Here is a 17255-nt window from a genome sequence, read left to right on the forward strand (position 1 = left end):
GGCAGGATAAACGCTCCAGATGAACCGTTGCCCCAGCCTTTGCCCCGAGGGCCGTCATTGTCATCCTTTACGACGGAGCATGCAAGACGGACGCGGTGACGGAGTTCACACGAGAGCGGCGGCGAAGGTCTTGAGATATTTCATGCCGGTGTCGCACATCGGCGTAACGATGGTGGAGCGGGCCGGAAGGCTTTCCGCAAGGCGCAGCGCCGCGGTCACGTTCGCGCCCGTCGAGGTGCCGGCGAAGAGGCCCTCCTCGCGGGCGAGCCGCAATGCCATGGAGGAAGCCTCCGCAGTCGAAACCTGCTCGATGCGGTCGGCGATCGCGTCGTGCCAAAGGGGAACGACGAAACCGGCGCCGACACCGTCGATCTTGTGACCGCCGGAAGTCCCGCCCGAGAGCACGGCGGATTCGGCGGGTTCCACGGCCACGATCCGGATATTCGGATCGTGGGATCGCAATCCCTCGGCGACCCCGCGCAGGCAGGCTGCGGTGCCCACGGCCTGAACGAAGGCGTCGATGCGCTCCGGCAGGCCGTCGACGATCTCGCGGGCCATGGCATGATAGGCGGCAAGCTGGTCGGTATTGTTGAGCTGATCGGTCCAGTAGCCCCCTGTCTCCTGCGTCATGCGGCGGGCCGCCTCGATCATGTCGCGCGTCAGCCTTTCGGTCATGCGGCCGCCGTCGCTCCCGATGATCGTGAGCCGTGCGCCGAGAACGCGCATGTGATCGAGCTTTTCGCGGGCGAAAGCGTCCGACGTTACGATGTGGAGGGGGTGGCGTTTCACCGCGCAGACGAGGGCGAGGGAAACGCCGGTGCTGCCGCCGGTATATTCCACCACCGGACCTGCAGGCTGCAATCGCCCGTCCGCTTCCGCCGCCTCGACCATGGCAAGCGCCATGCGGTCCTTCATGCTCCCGGTCGGATTTTCGCTCTCCAGCTTGAGCAGGATGCGGGAGCCGTTTGCCGGCACGATATGGCGCAGCGCGACGAGCGGCGTCCTGCCTATCCGCGACAGGATGCTCCGCGACGTGTCGGTCATGGCAAGGCGGCTCCCTCAACTGGTGCAAAAAGCTTCAGGCGGCTTTTCATGTATATACAAAGAATGTAGATACATAGAATGAGCGAAAAGACAAGACACGCGCCCAAGACGCTTCGCAGCGACGCCCGCGCCCTCGTGGCAACCTGCGCGGGCGTCAACAGCCGGCTCGCCGCCCGGCGCATCTCGCAATTCCTCGACAGGGAGCTTGCCGCCAGCGGCCTGACGATCGCCCAGATCGGATTGCTCTCCCAGATCGCGGTGGCGAGCGACGATCGTCTGTCGGCGCTGGCGGCCCGCACCGGCCTTGAGCAATCCACCTTGTCGCGCAACCTGCGCACGCTGGAAGGCGCGGGCCTGATCGAGATCGCCAGCGTGGAATCGGATTTGCGCAAGCGCGCCGTCTGGCTTACCGAGACGGGGGCGCGGCGGCTCGAGGCGGCAATCCCCGTTTGGCGGGCGGCGCAGGAAAAGCTCGGCCGGCTGCTTTCAGCGGAGCTGGCGCCGCGTCTGGCTCAGGAAACCGAGGCACTTGCCGAAACATGAAACTCGACCCCTTCTATCTCATCGTCGACAGCGCCGGCTGGATCGAACGTCTTGGCCCTGCCGGTCTTCGCCTCGTGCAACTGCGTATCAAGCAGGGAACACAGGAGGCGCTTCGCGCGGAAATCCGAGCGGCGAGAGCGGCCGCGCAAAAGCACGGGTGCCAGCTTGTCATCAATGATCATTGGCAACTGGCGATCGAGGAGGATTGCGACTTCGTGCATCTGGGTCAGGAGGATCTGGCGGATGCCGATCTTGCCGCTATCCGCAGTGCCGGCTTGCGGCTGGGCGTCAGCACTCATGACGAAAGCGAATTGGCGGCCGCGCTGGCGGTCGAGCCTGACTATGTGGCCCTCGGGCCGATCTATCCCACCACATTGAAGCGGATGGACTGGCAGCCCCAGGGACTGTCGCGGATCGGGGAGTGGCGGCAAAAGTCAGGCGAAACCCCGCTCGTCGCGATTGGCGGCCTGACTTGTGAACGCGTGGCAAAAGTACTTCAGGCAGGCGCCGATGCCGCGGCCGTCTCCACGGACGTGCTCGGCGCGGCGGATCCGTTGGCACGGGCGCGCGCCTGGATTGCCGCAACCGCGCCCTGGCGCTGAATATGGTTGTCGGCTCCGCCCGCCGGAAAGGCGATCATTGTCCCGGCGTATTGGCGGCGGCGGATGCTGCCGCGCCACAGGATGCGCGGACCACCAGATGGGCCGGAATGACGAGACGGCGGGGCGGGCTCCTGTCTCCCGCCATTCTTGCAATCAACTGGCGCGCCGCTTCGCGTCCGATGGTCTCCGCATCGATGTGAACGGTGGTAAGCGCGGGATGCGACAAGGCGGCCGCGACAATGTCGTCGAAGCCGACAACCGCAAAATCCTCGCCGACCGTCCTGCCCGCGGCAACGGCTCCCTCAAGCGCGCCAAGCGCCATCATGTCGTGGTAGCAAAGAGCGGCTGTCGGTGGTTCCGGCGCTTCAAGAAGCTGTCTTGCGAGAGCGGCCCCGTTTTCCCGCGTCGGGGCGGCGAGCGGTTCGAGGCGGGGGTGGAAAGCAAGCCCGTTCTCGTTCAGCCCCTGCCGGTAGCCGCAAAGCCGCTCGCGGCGGGCGGAACTTCCCTGCTCGCCGCCAATGAAGGCGATGCGTCGATGGCCGAGCGAAACGAGATGGCGCACCGCCTCGCGTGCCGCTTCCCGATTGTCCGGACCGACGGCGTCGCAATCCAGGCCTGCCACCGTGCGCGAGACCTGGACCACCGGCACGCCGCTGGAAGTGATCGTTTCGACCAGCCCTGCAGTCGTATTCCCGGCGGGGCTGAGCAGGATGCCGTCGACACCATGTTCGAGCAGCGAGGTGATCTGTTTGTCCTGTCTCTCGGTGCTGTCGCCTGAATTGAGCAGAAACGTCAGGTAGCCGCGCCTTTCGAGTTCGGCCTCGGCGCCGCCGGCCAGTGCGGCAAAATACGGGTTGGCCACGTCGGTGATCAGCAGTCCGACGGTCATGGAACATTGCGTGCGCAGGCTCGCCGCCTGGCGGTTGTAGCGGTAACCGACGGCAATGGCCGCGCTGCGGACCTTTTCCCGGGTCTTTGCAGGGATGCGCGGGCTGTCGCGCAGCGCGAGGCTGACGGTTGCGGTCGATACGCCGGCCTTGCGCGCCACGTCGCTCAAACTGGACCGAGGTCTGTCAACCGGCGATTTCATGCCGCTCCATCCGATTTTCCGGATCGTCGCCTGGACGCGTCGCCTCCGTGCGATTCAACTTTTGCGCGGCAGAAGTGCCCGGTCAATCGATTGAACGGGCCTGAAGCCTCGGGGAAAATCGTTTACGCAGCGGCCAGAATGGTTTGGCCTTAGTCGGGTATGGTGCGTGACAGCACCGCGACGCCCGCGCCGGGCAGAATACGGTCGCCGAGGAGGAAGTCCGCCGTCCCGGCCAAGGCGGAAATGTCGACCGGCTCTTCACCGTAGTTGAAGATGAAGCGGTGCTTGCCGTTATCGCGAATGCGGATCGCATCGGGCATCGAAAGGCGCCTTACGCCAGCCTGTTCCAGGGCGTAGGCAACGATTTCGTCCATCAATTCGTCGCTTGGCCATCCGGCGACATAGGCGCCCTTGTTGTTGGCAAGCAGTGCAGGATGGCCGTCTTCGCAGTGCATTGCGGTGGCGACGCTGTCGCCTGTGCGGATAAATTCGCGCCACCGCCGGAAATGCAGATCTGCCGGGCGGCTTTGCAATTTCACCATAGCGTTGGGCCTGAGGCTTTCGACGCGCCATACCTTGATGTCGAACAGTGCCTGCAAGGGCCCGGGCGGCAATTCGTCGGGTATGCGGAAGTCCGGCGTTTTTGCGCCCGTCCGTGGGCCGGCAAGCACGAAGGATGAAGAGCCGGCCAAAGCCGAAATCAGTCCGGGCGAGGGGCTCATCAGAGCGGGCATGACGACAAGTTTCCGTGCAGATACGGCATCTGCCGTCGGCGGCACCACGTCGATGGTCACGCCGGCCCTGCGCAAGGCTCTGTAAAAGGCGAGGACAAGGCTAGGGTAGCTGAAATCCTTTCCCTGCGGCTGGATCGTCCAGGCCCAGTCACTTTCGTAGTCGAAAACGAGAGCGACATCGGCACGCTCCGCGCCGCCCTCCGTTTGCAGGTTGCGGAGTTCCCCGGATACCTGCCTGCAGGTCTCCAGGGCCTCATTCGGCGTTCCGTCGGGCAGGAGAAGCGCCTCGTGCTGCTGTTCCTGCGCAAACGGCGCCTGCCGCCAGCGGAAATAGGACACGACCTCGGCTCCCGCCGCGAAGGCCTCGTAGGCCCACAGGCGCGTTGCGCCGGGCAGTGGCGCGGGATTCCAGGGCGCCCAGTTCACGGGCCCCGGCTGCTGCTCCATGATCCACCATCGCCCCTTGCCGCAGGCACGGTAGAGGTCGTGGTGGAACGCCTGCATGTCCGGATCGCCAACCCGCATGTATTTGAGCTTGTGCGCTTCGTCGTCGGTGTCGCGCTCGAGGAAGCCGAGCGGATAGGCGTCCCAAGAAGCGGCATCGAGGTCGCGACCGACTGCGTAGTGATCGAAGTCGGTTACCGAGCCCATGAAATTATGCAGGATCGTGCGGCCGGGTGAGCGCGTGCGAATGATTTCGACCTGCCGGCGATTGAAACGGACAACCTGATCCGAGGAAAATCGCCGGAAGTCGAGCCGGTGCGCCGGATTGGCCTCGGTCACGGTCAGGTTCGGCAGTTCGATCTCGCCGAAATCCCCGTAGTCCATCGACCAGAAGACATTGCCCCAGGCTTCGTTGAGCCGGCCGATGTCCTTGTAGCGATCGCGGAGCCACTGTCGGAAGCCATCGCGCGCGGCGCGCGAGTAGCTGATCGTGGTATCGTGGCAGCCATATTCGTTGTCGGTCTGCCAGGCCGCGACGCCGGGATGATTGCCGAAGCGGTCGGCGAGCAAGGTGACGATACGCTCGCATTCCCGCGCGTAGGGTTCGTGGGAGAAACAGTAGTGCCGGCGCGAGCCGAAGCCGCGCGGGCGTCCCTCGACATCAAGGGCGAGCATGTCCGGCATCTTGTCGACGAGCCATTTGGGCGGGGTGGCCGTCGGCGTGCCGAGCACGATCTTGAGACCGGCCGCATGCAGTGTCTCGACGGCGCGATCCAGCCACTCGAACCGGTATTCACCGGGAGAAGGCTCAAGCCTCGACCAGGCGAACTCGCCGATGCGGACGAAATCGATGCAGACATTGCGCATCATGCGCGCATCGACCGACCATTTTTCTTCCGGCCAGTGTTCGGGATAGTAGCACACGCCAAGGGTCTGCTTCACGACGCGGGTCTCCAGAGGGAGGATGGGTCAGTTGCCTGCGGCAAGGTCGTATGCCGCCACGGCCGCCCGGGCGCGCCGCCCGACTTCCTCGACGGTAAATCCGGGGGAATAAAGGGACGAGCCAAGCCCGAAGGCGCGGGCGCCGGCGGCGACATAATCGGCGAAGTCTCCGTCCGAGACGCCGCCGACCGCCGCGATCACGCAGGCCTCCGGCAGGACTGCCCTCAATGCCTTGATGCCGGAAGGCCCGAGCACATTGGCCGGGAAGATCTTGAGCGCCGAGGCGCCTGCCTTCAGGGCTGCGAAGGCTTCGCTCGCCGTGAAGACGCCCGGCAGGGACAGCATGCCGAGTTCGGCCGTACGTGCAATGACCTCGCGATCGCAATTGGGCGAAACGACGAGACTGCCTCCGGCATTGCGGACGGTATCGACCTGTGAGGCTTGCAATACGGTGCCGGCGCCGACGATGACAGTCTCGGGGAGGTGCTTCCGAAGGCGTTCGATGGAGACGAGCGGATCGGGCGAGTTGAGCGGCACCTCGATTGCCTCGAAACCGGCGGCGGCCAGAGTTTCGCCGATTTCCTCGACTTCTGCCGGCGTCACGCCGCGCAAAATGGCGACGAGGTTGCGTTTGAGCGCAGGCCATGAAGGCGAATTTTCCGCCATAGATTTAGATCTCCCGAGGAGTGGGCCAGATCAGCCGGGCCGCGCTGTGCAGGCCCGCGCAGGCGAGCTTTTCAACGTCGACAGTGTCGAAATTCATGCCCGTAAAGTGGAGAGCCGCGGCGTAGAGCGGTCCGGTCTGGGCGTTGGCGGCGAGGATCAGCCGTTCGGGGCGTGTTCGAAGTGCTCCCGCGATTTCCGCGCCGATCAGCAACCCACTCAACTCTGCGGCGATATCGGCATTTCCGGCGCCGAAGAGCAGGGACCGGGCGCGAAGCGAAAACACCGCCTGCAGCAGGTTTGCCGGCTTTTCCGTCGACTGAGTGAGCCCGCGCCGGAAAGCGGGGTTGAGGGGATCGCAGGCGATTGCGACTGCGCCGAGCGAATGACGCAGGAGGGAGTGCTCGCGAAGAAGCGCGAAGAGCTCGCCCGTCATGGCGGTCGAAAAATCCGTGACACGGCCCTTTTCGACCGTGGACCATTTGCTGTGGGTGCCTGGCAGGATGATCGTCGCCGAAAGGTCTTTTTGAGAAGTGCCGGCGAGGCCCAGTATCTGGGTCTCTTCCCCGCGCATGACATCGGGCCTGTCAGGATTCCGGCGGGCGATGCCGGGCAGGATCCGGATATCCGCGCCGAGCCCGTTCTCGACTTCGATCGCACCGGACGGCAGGTCGTTCAGCGCCGTGGGGAGGTCCATATAGGGCGCTTCGCGCCATCCTTGCCGGGCACCGGCCATTCCGCAAATGACGATCCGGGGGGCTTTCGGAACCGCAAGGCCATCGGTGCGCAGGGCGGCAAGGTGGCCTGCAAGCGCCGGCTCGAAGGCATCGGGCGCGAGGCCCTGCATGCCCTGGCCTGACCGTCGTTCGGCGAGGACGGCGCCATCGCGTGCCAGAAGCCACAGACGGAACGAAGACGTTCCCCAGTCAACGCCAATTGAAGCGATCTCTGTCATGGCAGCCGTTCCCCGGCAATGATCCAGAGTTCATCGGGCCAGCCGAGCGGTAGGCGGAAGCCCGCGTCCATCAATGCGGCGCCTGACAGGACAAGCCCTTCCCCTTTGGCCAGCGGCGTCTCGTAAGGCCGGCGCGAATGGTCCGGTACAGGCGCGCCTTCCGCAAGCCGCAGCCGGTAGAAGCCTGACCGGTCGAGGCCTGACAGGCGAATTGGCGCCGTCGTCTTGCGGGCAATGGTAGCGTCTTGAACGACGGCTGCAAGAAACCGGCTGCCATCCGCAGCAACGGTCATCTGACCACAAAGGCCTTCATCCGCTGCCGCAATGCGTCGGGTCACGCCGGCATGGAGAAGCGCGCGCCACCGTTTGTGGAATGCGATCGCCGCGGCCAGCGTCGCGCTCTCCGCGTCCGACAACTCCCGGAGGTCCAGTTCGAGCCCCATATGGCCGCCGACCGCTGCCGAATAGGCCCGAAAGCGCATATCGAGGCGGCGGCCGGTCGTGTGCGACGGCGAGGGGCCGACGTGGAAGCCGAAGACTTCCATGGGAAAGAAGGTAAGGGCTTCCCGCAGCATCGGCCAGCGGTCATGGGTATCGTTGTTGTCGGATAGCCAGAAGCGCTGGGCATGGCGCAGGATGCCGAAATCGATGCGGCCTCCGCCTGAAGCGCAGCTTTCGATCTCCACTCCCGGATGTGCCTCCCGCAAGCGATCAAGCAGGGCGTAGAGCGCTTCAACCTGTGCGGCCGCGACCGCGTGACCATCCCGGGCGGGCGCGGTCAAAACCCGATTCATGTCCCATTTCAGATAGTTGATATCGTTGACCGAAAGCAGCGCGTCGAGTCTGGAAAAGAGGTACTCGCCGACGTCCGGCAGCGCAACGTCGAGGACGAGTTGCTGGCGTGCCTCCAGCCGCTCGTGGCCTTCGACCCGCAGCGCCCAATCCGGGTGGCTGCGATAGAGATCGCTGTCGGCATTGACCATCTCCGGTTCGACCCAAAGGCCGAAGCTCATGCCCAGACTCTTCACATGATCGATCAGAGGTGAGAGGCCGTCCGGGTATTTGCGCGGATCGACGATCCAGTCGCCGAGACCTGCGCTATCGTGATCGCGGCCGGGAAACCAGCCGTCATCCAGCACGAAACGCTCGGCACCAAGTGTCGCCGCCCTGTCGGCAAGCGCCTTCAACTCATTAATGTCATGGCGGAAATAGACTGCTTCCCAACTGTTGAAATGGACCGGGCGAGCCTGGTCGGGGCTAGGGTGACGGAGCAGGTTTTGGCGGGCGAACCGCTGGAAGGCAGACGCGAGTCCGTTTTCACCCTTGCCCGTCGAAACGGCATAGACGGGCGGCGTGGACAGGGACGTGCCGGGGCGGAGCACGCATTCGCCCGGCAGGTAGAGGATGCCTGCCTGGATCTGGCGGTGGCCGTCCGCGGTTTCCTCCGCCATAAGGCGCCAGTTTCCACTCCATCCAAGATGGAGGCCGAGAGCGTGGCCGCGGTCGAGACCGCAATCCTTTGCAAGGCTCAGGATGCCTGGAAAGGCCTCGTGCGACGTGCGGCCCGTACGGTTCTCCAGCAGATGCTTTCCGTGTGGCCAGGGGGATATCCGGCGCTGGAATTCTGCGCACCAGCGGCCGGTCCAGGTAACCAGTCGGTCGTCCATCGGGCCTGGACGAAGCGCCGGCGCGGCGAGCCAGTCGACGGAAAGGGGAGTCTCGCCCGTATTCGCAATCGTGGAGGATGCCGTCAGGACGCTTGTTTCGTCATCGAGGGCAAACGCTAGTGAAAGAGAAAGGCCAACTACGGGGTCGCAGGCCTCGATCCGGAGCGACCCGCCGTCGGTTTCGAACCTGTTCAGGTGAAACTGGGTTTCAAAGCCGCTGCCATCCGAACGGTGGGCTTTCAGGGCCGGTTGGCCCGAAAAGCCCATTCCGGCTTCTGGAAAAATTGACGGGGCGACCGGCTTGTCCATCCCGGCATGGGTAAGCGGCGGCAGAAGCGCTTCGGCGAGTGCGGCGAGGTCTTCCTCGAGTGGAAGTGTAGGACCGAAATGAAGCAGCATCGGCAGGCGACCGCCAATCGATGCGACTGCCAGTGTCGTCCCGCCGGCATCGAGCCTCGCCGTCCTGATCGATTCGCCGGACGCCATGTCGACTAGCCCTTGGTTGCGCCAAGCGTCAGCCCGGCGATGAAGTGTTTCTGCATCAGGAAGAACATGACGACAGGCGGGAGGGCGGCGACGATCGAGCCGGCCGAGACCAGATGCCAGGCGGCGAGCCATTGGCCGTTCAGCGAGTAGAGGCCGGCGGTCACCGGCAGCGCATGCTTGCCTTGAACGAGTACAGTCGCCCAGAAATAGTCGTTCCAGATGAAGGTGAAGACCAACACCGACAGCGCGGCGATTGCGGGCCGCATCAGGGGCATGACGACGCGCAGGAAGATCTGCCACTCCGTCGCGCCTTCCACACGGGCCGCTTCTATCAGTTCGAAGGGGAGTGCGCGGATGAAATTTCGCATGAAGAGGGTGCAGAAGCCGGTCTGGAAGGCGACGTGGAAAAGGACGAGGCCGAGCGTGGTGTCGTAGAGGCCGAGCTTCAGGGTCAGGTCCCGCACCGGCACCATGAGGATCTGGAACGGCACGAAATTGCCTGCGACGAACAGGAAGAAGAGTAGCAGCCCACCCTTGAAACGATAAATGCCGAAAGCGAAGCCTGTAAGGCAGGATAATCCGACCGCGCCGATCACCGTCGGGATCGTCACCTTGAACGAATTGAGGATGTAGGCGCCGATCGGCGAGTTCTCGAACACCGCAGTGTAGTTTTCGACGAGACTGAAATCGCGCGGCCAGCCCCAGTAGTTGCCGGCGGCAAGGTCGCCGGCCGAGCGGATCGACGTCAGCATCACCGCCAGCAGCGGCAGCAGCCAGAACACGAGGGAAACGGGCAAAGCGAGCTTGTAGAGCGTCTGCCAGCGGCGGTCGAGACGGGCGACGGGCGTTGGAAACATCAGCGCCGCTCCCGGTCTTCCGCGATCATCCGCACAAGGAAGATCGAGATATAGACTATCATGATGGCGAAGAGGACGACGGCGATCGACGCGCCATAGCCCATGCGGTAGCCGTATTCGGAAAGGGCCTGCTCGTACATGTAATAGGCGAGCACCCGGCTGGAGCCGTAGGGGCCGCCATCGGTCATGATCGAGACGAGGTCGAAGGAGCGCAGGGCGCCGATCACGGTGACGACGACGGCAATGAAGGTGGCGGGCTTCAGTTGCGGCAGAATGACGTGCCACAGCATGCTCAGCCCTCGCGCGCCATCCAGGCGGCCGGCCTCGATCTGCTCGGACGAAATGTTGTTGAGGCCTGTCAGGTAAAGGATCATGCAATAGGCGATCTGCGGCCAGAGGCCGGCTGCGATGATGCCGTAGGTTACGTAATCCTCGTCGGCGAGGATCGCGATCGGCTTCGTGCCGAAGGCCTTGAAGAGTTCCGCCAGCAGGCCGAAGCCCGGATCGTAGAACCAGGCGAAGACGAGGCCGACGACGACCTGGCTCAAGACGAAGGGAAAGAAGAAGAGCGACTTGACCAGGCGGATGCCGAAGACCGTCTGGTTCAGGAACAGCGCGATCGCAAGGCCGGCCGGCACGGCCAGCATGTAAAGCACCAACCAGATGATGTTGTTCTTCAGCGACGTGTAGAAAGCGTCGTCGTCGAACAGTTCGACGTAGTTCGCAAGGCCGATGAAGGTTTTCTCGCCGATGCCGTCCCAGTCGTAGAGGCTGATCCACATCGACTGGAAGATCGGCACGACGACATAGACGGCGAACATGATCGCGCCGGGCGCAAGGAAGAGATAGGGCGCGAGCCTGCGCTGATTGCGCCGCCAGATGTCCGCCCCGGAGCTATGCAAGGCAGGCGGGCAGTGCCCTTCCTGCGCTGGACTTGAAGCCGACATCGCCTGTCTTCGTCGCTGTTGGTTCATGGAACGGGCGGGCGGCCCGAAGGACGCCCGCCGATCTGATTTCGAGCTGAAGGGAATGGCCTTATTTGTAGACCCGGCCGCGCACTTTCTCGAGACGTTCCAGGATGCGGTCCTGGTTTTCCGGCTTGACCATGAATTCCTGGAAGCCTTCCATTCCCGCCTTTGCCATTTCGGCCGGAGCGTCGCGATCATAGAACTGCGCCAAGGCATGGGCGGAAGCGAGCATCTCGAAGCCCTGGCTCAGATACTTGTCCTCCGGGCGGGTGGCGTTGCGGTTGACGGGAAGCTGGCCAAGGGTCGCGTTCATTTTTGACTGGATATCCGGTCGCGCGATATAGGCGAGGAAGCGTCGCGCATCTTCCTTGTTCCTGGCATTGGCGGGAATATGGAGCGTGTCCGTCGGCGCGTCTTCTGCCTTGGGCAGGCCAGGAGTGATCTCGGGGAATTGCATGAAACCGAGCTGGCTGTCCGTCAGGCCGCCGGACTTGAAGAGGTCGACGGCGAAGTTCCCCATCAGGTACATCGCGGCCTCGCCCTTGACGAAGAAGGGTACGGCTTCCTGCCAGTCATAGGCGGCGTGGTTTTCCAGGAAATAGCCCGGCTCGACCAGGTCGGACCACTTGTCGAAGACAGCCTTCACGCGGGGATCGGTGTAGGGGATTTCGCCGGCGGTGAGGTCCATGTGGAATTCGTAGCCGTTGACGCGAAGGTCCAGATAGTCGAACCAGCCGCCAGTCGGCCACAAGGCCTTGGTGCCGATCGCGAAAGGCGTAATGCCGTTGTCCTTCAAGGTCTTCGATGCGGCAAGCAACTCGTCCCAGGTCTTGGGCGTGGCGATGCCGAGTTTGTCGAAAATGTCCTGCCGATAGTAGATGCCCCATTGATAGTAGGTATAGGGCATCCCCCACTTCTTGCCGTCGATCGTCATGGACGGGGCGGCGGAGGCAAGACTATCGTTCAACCCGTTTTCCAGCCAGACGTCCGAAACGTCCTCGAACAGCCCGGCCTTGACGAACGGGGCCATCCGATTTCCCGCGTACCATGCGGCAATGTCGGGCGCTTCGGCGGTGAGGAAGTTGCGGATCGAGGTCTTGTAGCCCTCATGGTCGAAGACGTTCCACTTGACTTCGACATCCGGATATTCGGCCTGGAATCCCTTGATCGCGGTCTCGAAGGCGGCTTTCGGCGCAGGGTCGGACGTGTCGGTGTTGATTACCAGAGTGCCGGCCAGGGCAGGGCCGTTCAGGCCGATCGTCGCCACCAGCAGCGCTGCCATTCCGCCTATTTTGTGCAGGCGCTGCCTGTCATTGAAGAAAAGCATGTTTCCTCCCTTGCCGCGTTGCGGTTCTTGTTCCCGGATTCCCTGCCGTCGAAACAGTCGTCCCGGCCGCCGCCACTCTTGACAGACTGAAAGGGAATAGTTCCATTCAATGGAACTTTGTTTCGACTATTGAAAATCCTACGAACAGTCGCTAGGGCTGTCAAGATGAACGCCGTGGTTGCGGCCTGGGAGGGGGAATGCCGGACGAAGGCCAGAAGGAGACGCGAGACGCGGCGGTGAAGGAACTCGTCTCGCCGATCTCGAAAGCGCTCCATGTCCTCGATCTCATAGCGTCCTGCCCCGGGCATGGCCGTTTCGCCGATCTTCTGCGGGCCAGCGGTTTCCCGAAGGCGACGCTTCATCGTCTTCTTCGGCAGCTCGAGCAGGAAGGAATGGTGGCCTTTGACGCCGACACGCAGAGGTATCGCCTGGGTCTGAGGCTGATCCGCCTGGCGCATGGCGCGTGGGAAGACGCCTCGCTGGCGCAGGTGGCCGGGCCGGCCGTCGAAGCCCTGTCTTCGGAGCTTGGCATGACGGTGCACCTTGCCTGCCTGGAAAACGGCCAGGTTCTCTATCTCGACAAACGCAATCGCACCCATGGCGTAGAGATGTTTTCCAGGCCCGGGCGGATCGGTCCGGCCTACTGCACGGGTATCGGCAAGGCGATGCTCGCCTTCCTTCCGGAGGAGGAATTGCGGGCAACGCTCGATCGGCAGGCCTTTCACCGGCATACGGCAAACACCCTGACAAGCCGCGCGGCCCTTTGCAGGGAGCTTCGCGAAATCCGCGAGCGGGGCTTTGCCTATGACGACGAGGAGCATGAACCCTCGATCATCTGCGTGGCGGTGCCGATCCTGTCGCGCGACGGTCGCGTCGTCGGCGGACTTTCGGTGACGACGACTACGAAGGCGGGTTCGCTCGAAGAGCTGGCGGCGGTCGCGCCCCGCTTGAAGGCGGTGGCCGGCGAGATATCGGCTGCGGCGGAGATACAGATGCTCGCTCGCTAGGGCGGGGAGGAGGATGCATGGCAGGTGTCGAACTGTTCGGCGTTTCGAAGTCCTTTGGCGCGACACGGGTGATCCATAACGTGGACCTGACGATCGAGGACGGGGAGTTCGTGGTCTTTGTCGGCCCGTCCGGCTGCGGGAAATCGACGCTGCTTCGCATGATTGCCGGGCTGGAAGACGTCACCTCCGGCGATCTTCTCATCGGCGGGCAGCGGATGAACCACGTCGAGGCGGCAAGACGCGGCATCGCGATGGTCTTCCAGTCCTATGCCTTGTATCCGCATATGACCGTCGCCGAAAACATGAGCTTCGGCCTGCGCATGACGGGTGTGCCGAAAGCCGAGATCGAGGCCAAGGTCTCCAGCGCAGCGGCCACGCTCCAGCTGGAGGAACTGCTCGCCCGCAAACCCGCTCAGCTTTCCGGCGGGCAGCGCCAGCGGGTGGCGATCGGCCGCGCGATCGTACGAGACCCCGGCGTCTTTCTTTTCGATGAGCCGTTGTCGAATCTGGACGCGGAATTGCGGGTGCAGATGCGGGTGGAGATCGCCAGGCTTCATCGCGGCCTCGCCAATACGATGATCTACGTCACCCACGACCAGACGGAGGCGATGACGCTGGCCGACAAGATCGTGGTCCTGCGTGCCGGCCGGGTGGAGCAAGTCGGCTCGCCGCTCTCGCTTTATGAAGATCCGGCCAACGAATTCGTGGCGGGCTTCATCGGCTCGCCGAAGATGAATTTCCTGGCGGCGCGTGCGGGCGGAAACGGTCGCGGAAAGGACGTAACGCTCGCCGGCGTGGAATCGTCCTTCGAACTGCCGCTCGAAAGCAGTCTTTCCGCCGGAACCGACGTCAGGATCGGCATTCGTCCCGAGCATTTCTGTGAGGCCGGCGATGCGGATGTCCGCCTCACCGCGACGATCGAAGTCGTCGAGCATCTGGGCGGCACGTCCTATGTGCACGGACGGCTGGCCAACGGCGAAGCGCTTGTCATCGAACGGCGCGGCTACGACATGCATCGGGTCGGGGAAGCAATCGAGACCGGATTCCACCTGAGGGACGTCCGCGCTTTCGGCGGAAACGGCATGAGGATCAGGTAAGCATGCGGCCGATCGAGGCGCGGAACACCAGATCGACGGGAGCGACTTCGCGAAGATCCTCCGGCGGGTTGCCGTTGATGCGGGCGAGCAGCAGTTCGGCCAGGCGATAACCGCCCGCACGGATCGGCGAAACGGTGGTGGCAAGGGGCGGGTCGAGCGTCTCTGCCTTCAGGAAGGGGAGGCCATCGTCATGGGCGATGACCGAAACATCCTTGCCGATGACGAGGCCGAGGTCGCGCGCCGCCCGATAGGCGCCGAAGGCGAGCAACACACTGGCCGCAAGAAGTGCGGTGGGCCTTTGCGGGCGCGCCAGCAGCGCGGACGCGTTGCGGTAACCGATTTCCTCCGTCATGGCGGCGTTTACGATGAGCCCGGGATCGGGGGCAATGCCATGGGCGGCCAGGGCGGCCAGGTAGCCCGCCTCCCTGTCCCGGGCGAAATTGAGCTCCCGCTTGCCGTTCAGCAGGCCGATGCGGCGATGTCCGAGGTCGACAAGCAGTTCGGTAGCCCGCCGGAACGCGCCTTCATTGTCGATATCGAGATAGGCGTAGGGCGCCTGCGTGTCGGTTCGCCCGTGCAGGACGAAGGGGACGTCCAGGTCGCTGAGAAGCCGTACCCGTTCGTCTTCGATCAGCGGCGATGACACGATGAAGCCGTCTACCCGCCGGTTGCGCACCAGGCGGCGATAGGTCTCCAGTTCGTCGTTGCGGCGCGTTGCACGCAAGGTGAGTTCGACGTCATCGTCTGCAAGCTTTTCGGCCACTCCCGCGAGGAAATCGAGGAAATGGGGGTCGAGCAGCAAACTTCGTTCCGAAGGAAAGATGATCGCGACCGTGCCTGTCCGGCCCGTCGCCAGGCGACGGGCCGCGGCATTTGGCCGATACTCGAGGCGTTCTGCGGCCTCGCGCACGCGCGTACGCGTCGCCTCGGAGACTTCCGGATAGCCGTTCAATGCCCGTGAGACGGTCGTTTGCGACAGGCCGAGATGTGCGGCGAGCTCTTTGAGGTTCATATGGCCGGGTCTCCGCGCGCGATATCCGGGTCCGGAATGTCAAAGCGCTTTGATTATTGTGCTGTTTTTCAGTCCCGATGACAAGCGCACCCAGTGGTTCATGTGCACCAGAATGCCATGTAGTCATTTCGGCGGAAAAATTAATGAGATAAAGTAATGGTTTATGCGAATGACATTCCGGTTTGCAGCTGCCTGCCGTTTGATGCCTGTTGACCGACCCGCCCAGGTGGCGCTAATCTTCTACCAAAGCGCTTTGAAAATTTGAGTGTAAAGCTGGCGGCGGCCTGAATGCCGGAACCAGAGCCTCGGGAAAGCTGCCGGGTTGCCGTCTGCCGGTTGTGTCGTTCAGGATTGTATACTCAGTGATGCGGCTTCATCTGGACAGGTGCGGGCCGCCGTTGCGCCGGAGGGGGGAAGGCCGGCGCATGGAGATGCGAGTTATTGGGGAGGTTCGGCCGCAGGTAAAGCCGGCCGCTATAATCGGGAGGAGAAAGTCATGAATACCCGCGCGATCATCGGCGCATCGGCATTCGTGCTGGCGAGCGCCTTCGCGGCGATGCCCGGCAACGCCGCAACCGTATCCATTTCCTGCGGCGCTGTCGGGCTCGAGCTTGAACTGTGCCGAACGGGCGCCGAGGCCTGGGCGAAGCAGACCGGCAACAGCGTGAATATCGTCTCCACGCCGAATTCGACGACCGAACGTCTTGCGCTCTACCAGCAGCTTCTCGCTGCCGGCGCCTCGGATATCGATGTTTTCCAGATCGACGTTATCTGGCCCGGCATTCTCGGCACTCATTTCATCGACCTGGCGCCCCACTCGAAGGGAGCGGAGCAGGCGCATTTTTCTTCGATCGTCGAGAACAACACCGTCGACGGCAAGCTGCTTGCCATGCCGTGGTTCACGGATGCCGGCGTGCTCTACTACCGCTCCGACTTGCTGGAGAAATACGGCGAAAAAGTTCCCGCAACCTGGGACGAGCTGACGGCTACGGCAAAAAAGATCCAGGATGGCGAGCGTGCGGCCGGCAATGATGGCATGTGGGGTCTTGTGTTTCAGGGCCGCGCCTATGAAGGGCTGACCTGCGACGCGCTGGAATGGATCGATTCCTATGGTGGCGGCAGCATTGTCGACAGCGAGGGCAAGGTCACCGTCAACAACGCGAATGCGCTTGAAGCGTTGACGCTCGCTTCAAGCTGGATTGGCGAGATCGCACCGGAGGGCGTGCTCAATTATGCCGAGGAAGAAGCGCGCGGCGTTTTCCAGTCGGGCAATGCGGTCTTCATGCGCAACTGGCCCTATGCCTGGGCGCTCGGCAACTCCGAAGACAGCCCGATCAAGGGCAAGATCGGCGTAGCGGCTCTGCCCAAGGGCGGCGCGGAAGGCAAGAACACCGGGACGCTGGGCGGCTGGCAGCTCGCCGTCTCCAGATATTCGGAAAATCCTGAGGTCGCTGCTGATCTCGTCATGTATCTGACGGGTCCGGAAGAGCAGCGGCGGCGCGCGGTCGAGGGGGCCTACAATCCGACGATCGGCGATCTTTACGAGGATCCGGCAGTGCTCGCCGCCAATCCGTTCTTCGGCGAACTCTACGAGACCTTCACCAATGCCGTGGCCCGTCCGTCGCGGGTCACTGGCGCCAAATACAATCAGGTTTCGAACGAATTCTGGAACGCGGTTCACTCCAGCCTTTCAGGTACGGCGACGCCCGAAGAAGCGCTCACTCAACTTGAAAGCAGCCTGAAGCGGATGAGTCGGCGCGGCTGGTAAGCGCGCAACGTCAAAATCGCGAGGCGGCGGTTCCACGTCTCCGCCGCCC

Annotated in this window: 15 protein-coding genes; 5 read left to right on the plus strand and 10 right to left on the minus strand. The window is 63.4% G+C overall.

Going from position 1 to position 17255, the window contains the following annotated elements:
• Positions 1 to 105 precede the first annotated feature (105 nt).
• Positions 106 to 1044: a PLP-dependent cysteine synthase family protein gene (locus tag H2509_RS02655; RefSeq protein WP_182162026.1), complete on the minus strand. Its 939-nt coding sequence runs from the start codon at positions 1042 to 1044 to the stop codon at positions 106 to 108.
• Positions 1045 to 1122: 78 nt separating this feature from the next.
• On the opposite strand from H2509_RS02655, the gene H2509_RS02660 reads away from it, so the two are divergent.
• Positions 1123 to 1587 carry a MarR family winged helix-turn-helix transcriptional regulator gene (locus H2509_RS02660; protein WP_182162028.1) on the plus strand — a complete coding sequence of 155 codons (465 nt, stop codon included), beginning with the start codon at positions 1123 to 1125 and terminating at the stop codon, positions 1585 to 1587.
• The gene (locus H2509_RS02665) at positions 1584 to 2189 is read left to right on the plus strand and encodes a thiamine phosphate synthase (RefSeq protein WP_182162030.1); all 606 of its coding nucleotides are present in this window, start codon (positions 1584 to 1586) and stop codon (positions 2187 to 2189) included. Before H2509_RS02660 ends, H2509_RS02665 begins: the two co-directional genes overlap by 4 nt.
• 34 nt (positions 2190 to 2223) lie before the next feature.
• Here the strand turns inward: H2509_RS02665 and H2509_RS02670 are convergent, their stop codons facing one another.
• The 8 genes from H2509_RS02670 to H2509_RS02705 all read right to left on the minus strand — a co-directional run bounded on the left by H2509_RS02670 (position 2224) and on the right by H2509_RS02705 (position 12277).
• The gene (locus tag H2509_RS02670; RefSeq protein WP_182162032.1) at positions 2224 to 3279 is read right to left on the minus strand and encodes a LacI family DNA-binding transcriptional regulator; all 1056 of its coding nucleotides are present in this window, start codon (positions 3277 to 3279) and stop codon (positions 2224 to 2226) included.
• A gap of 149 nt (positions 3280 to 3428) precedes the next feature.
• On the minus strand, positions 3429 to 5399 hold the full coding sequence (locus H2509_RS02675) for a beta-galactosidase (protein ID WP_182162034.1): 1971 nt from the start codon (positions 5397 to 5399) through the stop codon (positions 3429 to 3431).
• 27 nt (positions 5400 to 5426) lie between these two features.
• Entirely contained in the window at positions 5427 to 6065 is a 639-nt protein-coding gene (locus H2509_RS02680) for a 2-dehydro-3-deoxy-6-phosphogalactonate aldolase (RefSeq protein WP_182162035.1), read from the minus strand.
• Positions 6066 to 6069: 4 nt separating this feature from the next.
• Positions 6070 to 7017: a 2-dehydro-3-deoxygalactonokinase gene (locus H2509_RS02685; RefSeq protein WP_182162037.1), complete on the minus strand. Its 948-nt coding sequence runs from the start codon at positions 7015 to 7017 to the stop codon at positions 6070 to 6072.
• Entirely contained in the window at positions 7014 to 9170 is a 2157-nt protein-coding gene (locus H2509_RS02690; protein ID WP_182162039.1) for an alpha-galactosidase, read from the minus strand. The genes H2509_RS02685 and H2509_RS02690 overlap by 4 nt, the downstream gene beginning before the upstream one ends.
• A 5-nt stretch (positions 9171 to 9175) precedes the next feature.
• Complete coding sequence (locus H2509_RS02695) at positions 9176 to 10027, minus strand: carbohydrate ABC transporter permease (RefSeq protein ID WP_182162040.1); 852 nt, start codon at positions 10025 to 10027, stop codon at positions 9176 to 9178.
• Complete coding sequence (locus H2509_RS02700; RefSeq protein WP_182162042.1) at positions 10027 to 10974, minus strand: carbohydrate ABC transporter permease; 948 nt, start codon at positions 10972 to 10974, stop codon at positions 10027 to 10029. Before H2509_RS02700 ends, H2509_RS02695 begins: the two co-directional genes overlap by 1 nt.
• A gap of 88 nt (positions 10975 to 11062) precedes the next feature.
• Positions 11063 to 12277, minus strand: a complete 1215-nt coding sequence (locus tag H2509_RS02705; RefSeq protein ID WP_182162204.1) for an ABC transporter substrate-binding protein — start codon at positions 12275 to 12277, stop codon at positions 11063 to 11065.
• Positions 12278 to 12519: 242 nt separating this feature from the next.
• On the opposite strand from H2509_RS02705, the gene H2509_RS02710 reads away from it, so the two are divergent.
• Together H2509_RS02710 and H2509_RS02715 are read left to right on the plus strand one after the other, a co-directional pair.
• Positions 12520 to 13329, plus strand: a complete 810-nt coding sequence (locus H2509_RS02710) for an IclR family transcriptional regulator (RefSeq protein WP_182162044.1) — start codon at positions 12520 to 12522, stop codon at positions 13327 to 13329.
• Positions 13330 to 13346: 17 nt separating this feature from the next.
• Positions 13347 to 14426, plus strand: coding sequence for an ABC transporter ATP-binding protein (locus tag H2509_RS02715; RefSeq protein WP_182162046.1), 1080 nt, complete (start codon positions 13347 to 13349; stop codon positions 14424 to 14426).
• Here the strand turns inward: H2509_RS02715 and H2509_RS02720 are convergent.
• Entirely contained in the window at positions 14419 to 15438 is a 1020-nt protein-coding gene (locus H2509_RS02720; RefSeq protein WP_182162048.1) for a substrate-binding domain-containing protein, read from the minus strand. The two genes, H2509_RS02715 and H2509_RS02720, sit on opposite strands and share 8 nt — an antisense overlap.
• 496 nt (positions 15439 to 15934) lie before the next feature.
• Between H2509_RS02720 and H2509_RS02725 the strand changes: the two genes are divergently transcribed.
• Positions 15935 to 17206, plus strand: a complete 1272-nt coding sequence (locus H2509_RS02725) for an ABC transporter substrate-binding protein (protein WP_182162051.1) — start codon at positions 15935 to 15937, stop codon at positions 17204 to 17206.
• Positions 17207 to 17255: the final 49 nt, after the last annotated feature.

This window comes from Stappia albiluteola (genome assembly GCF_014050225.1).
GTDB classification, from domain to species: Bacteria; Pseudomonadota; Alphaproteobacteria; order Rhizobiales; family Stappiaceae; genus Hongsoonwoonella; species Hongsoonwoonella albiluteola.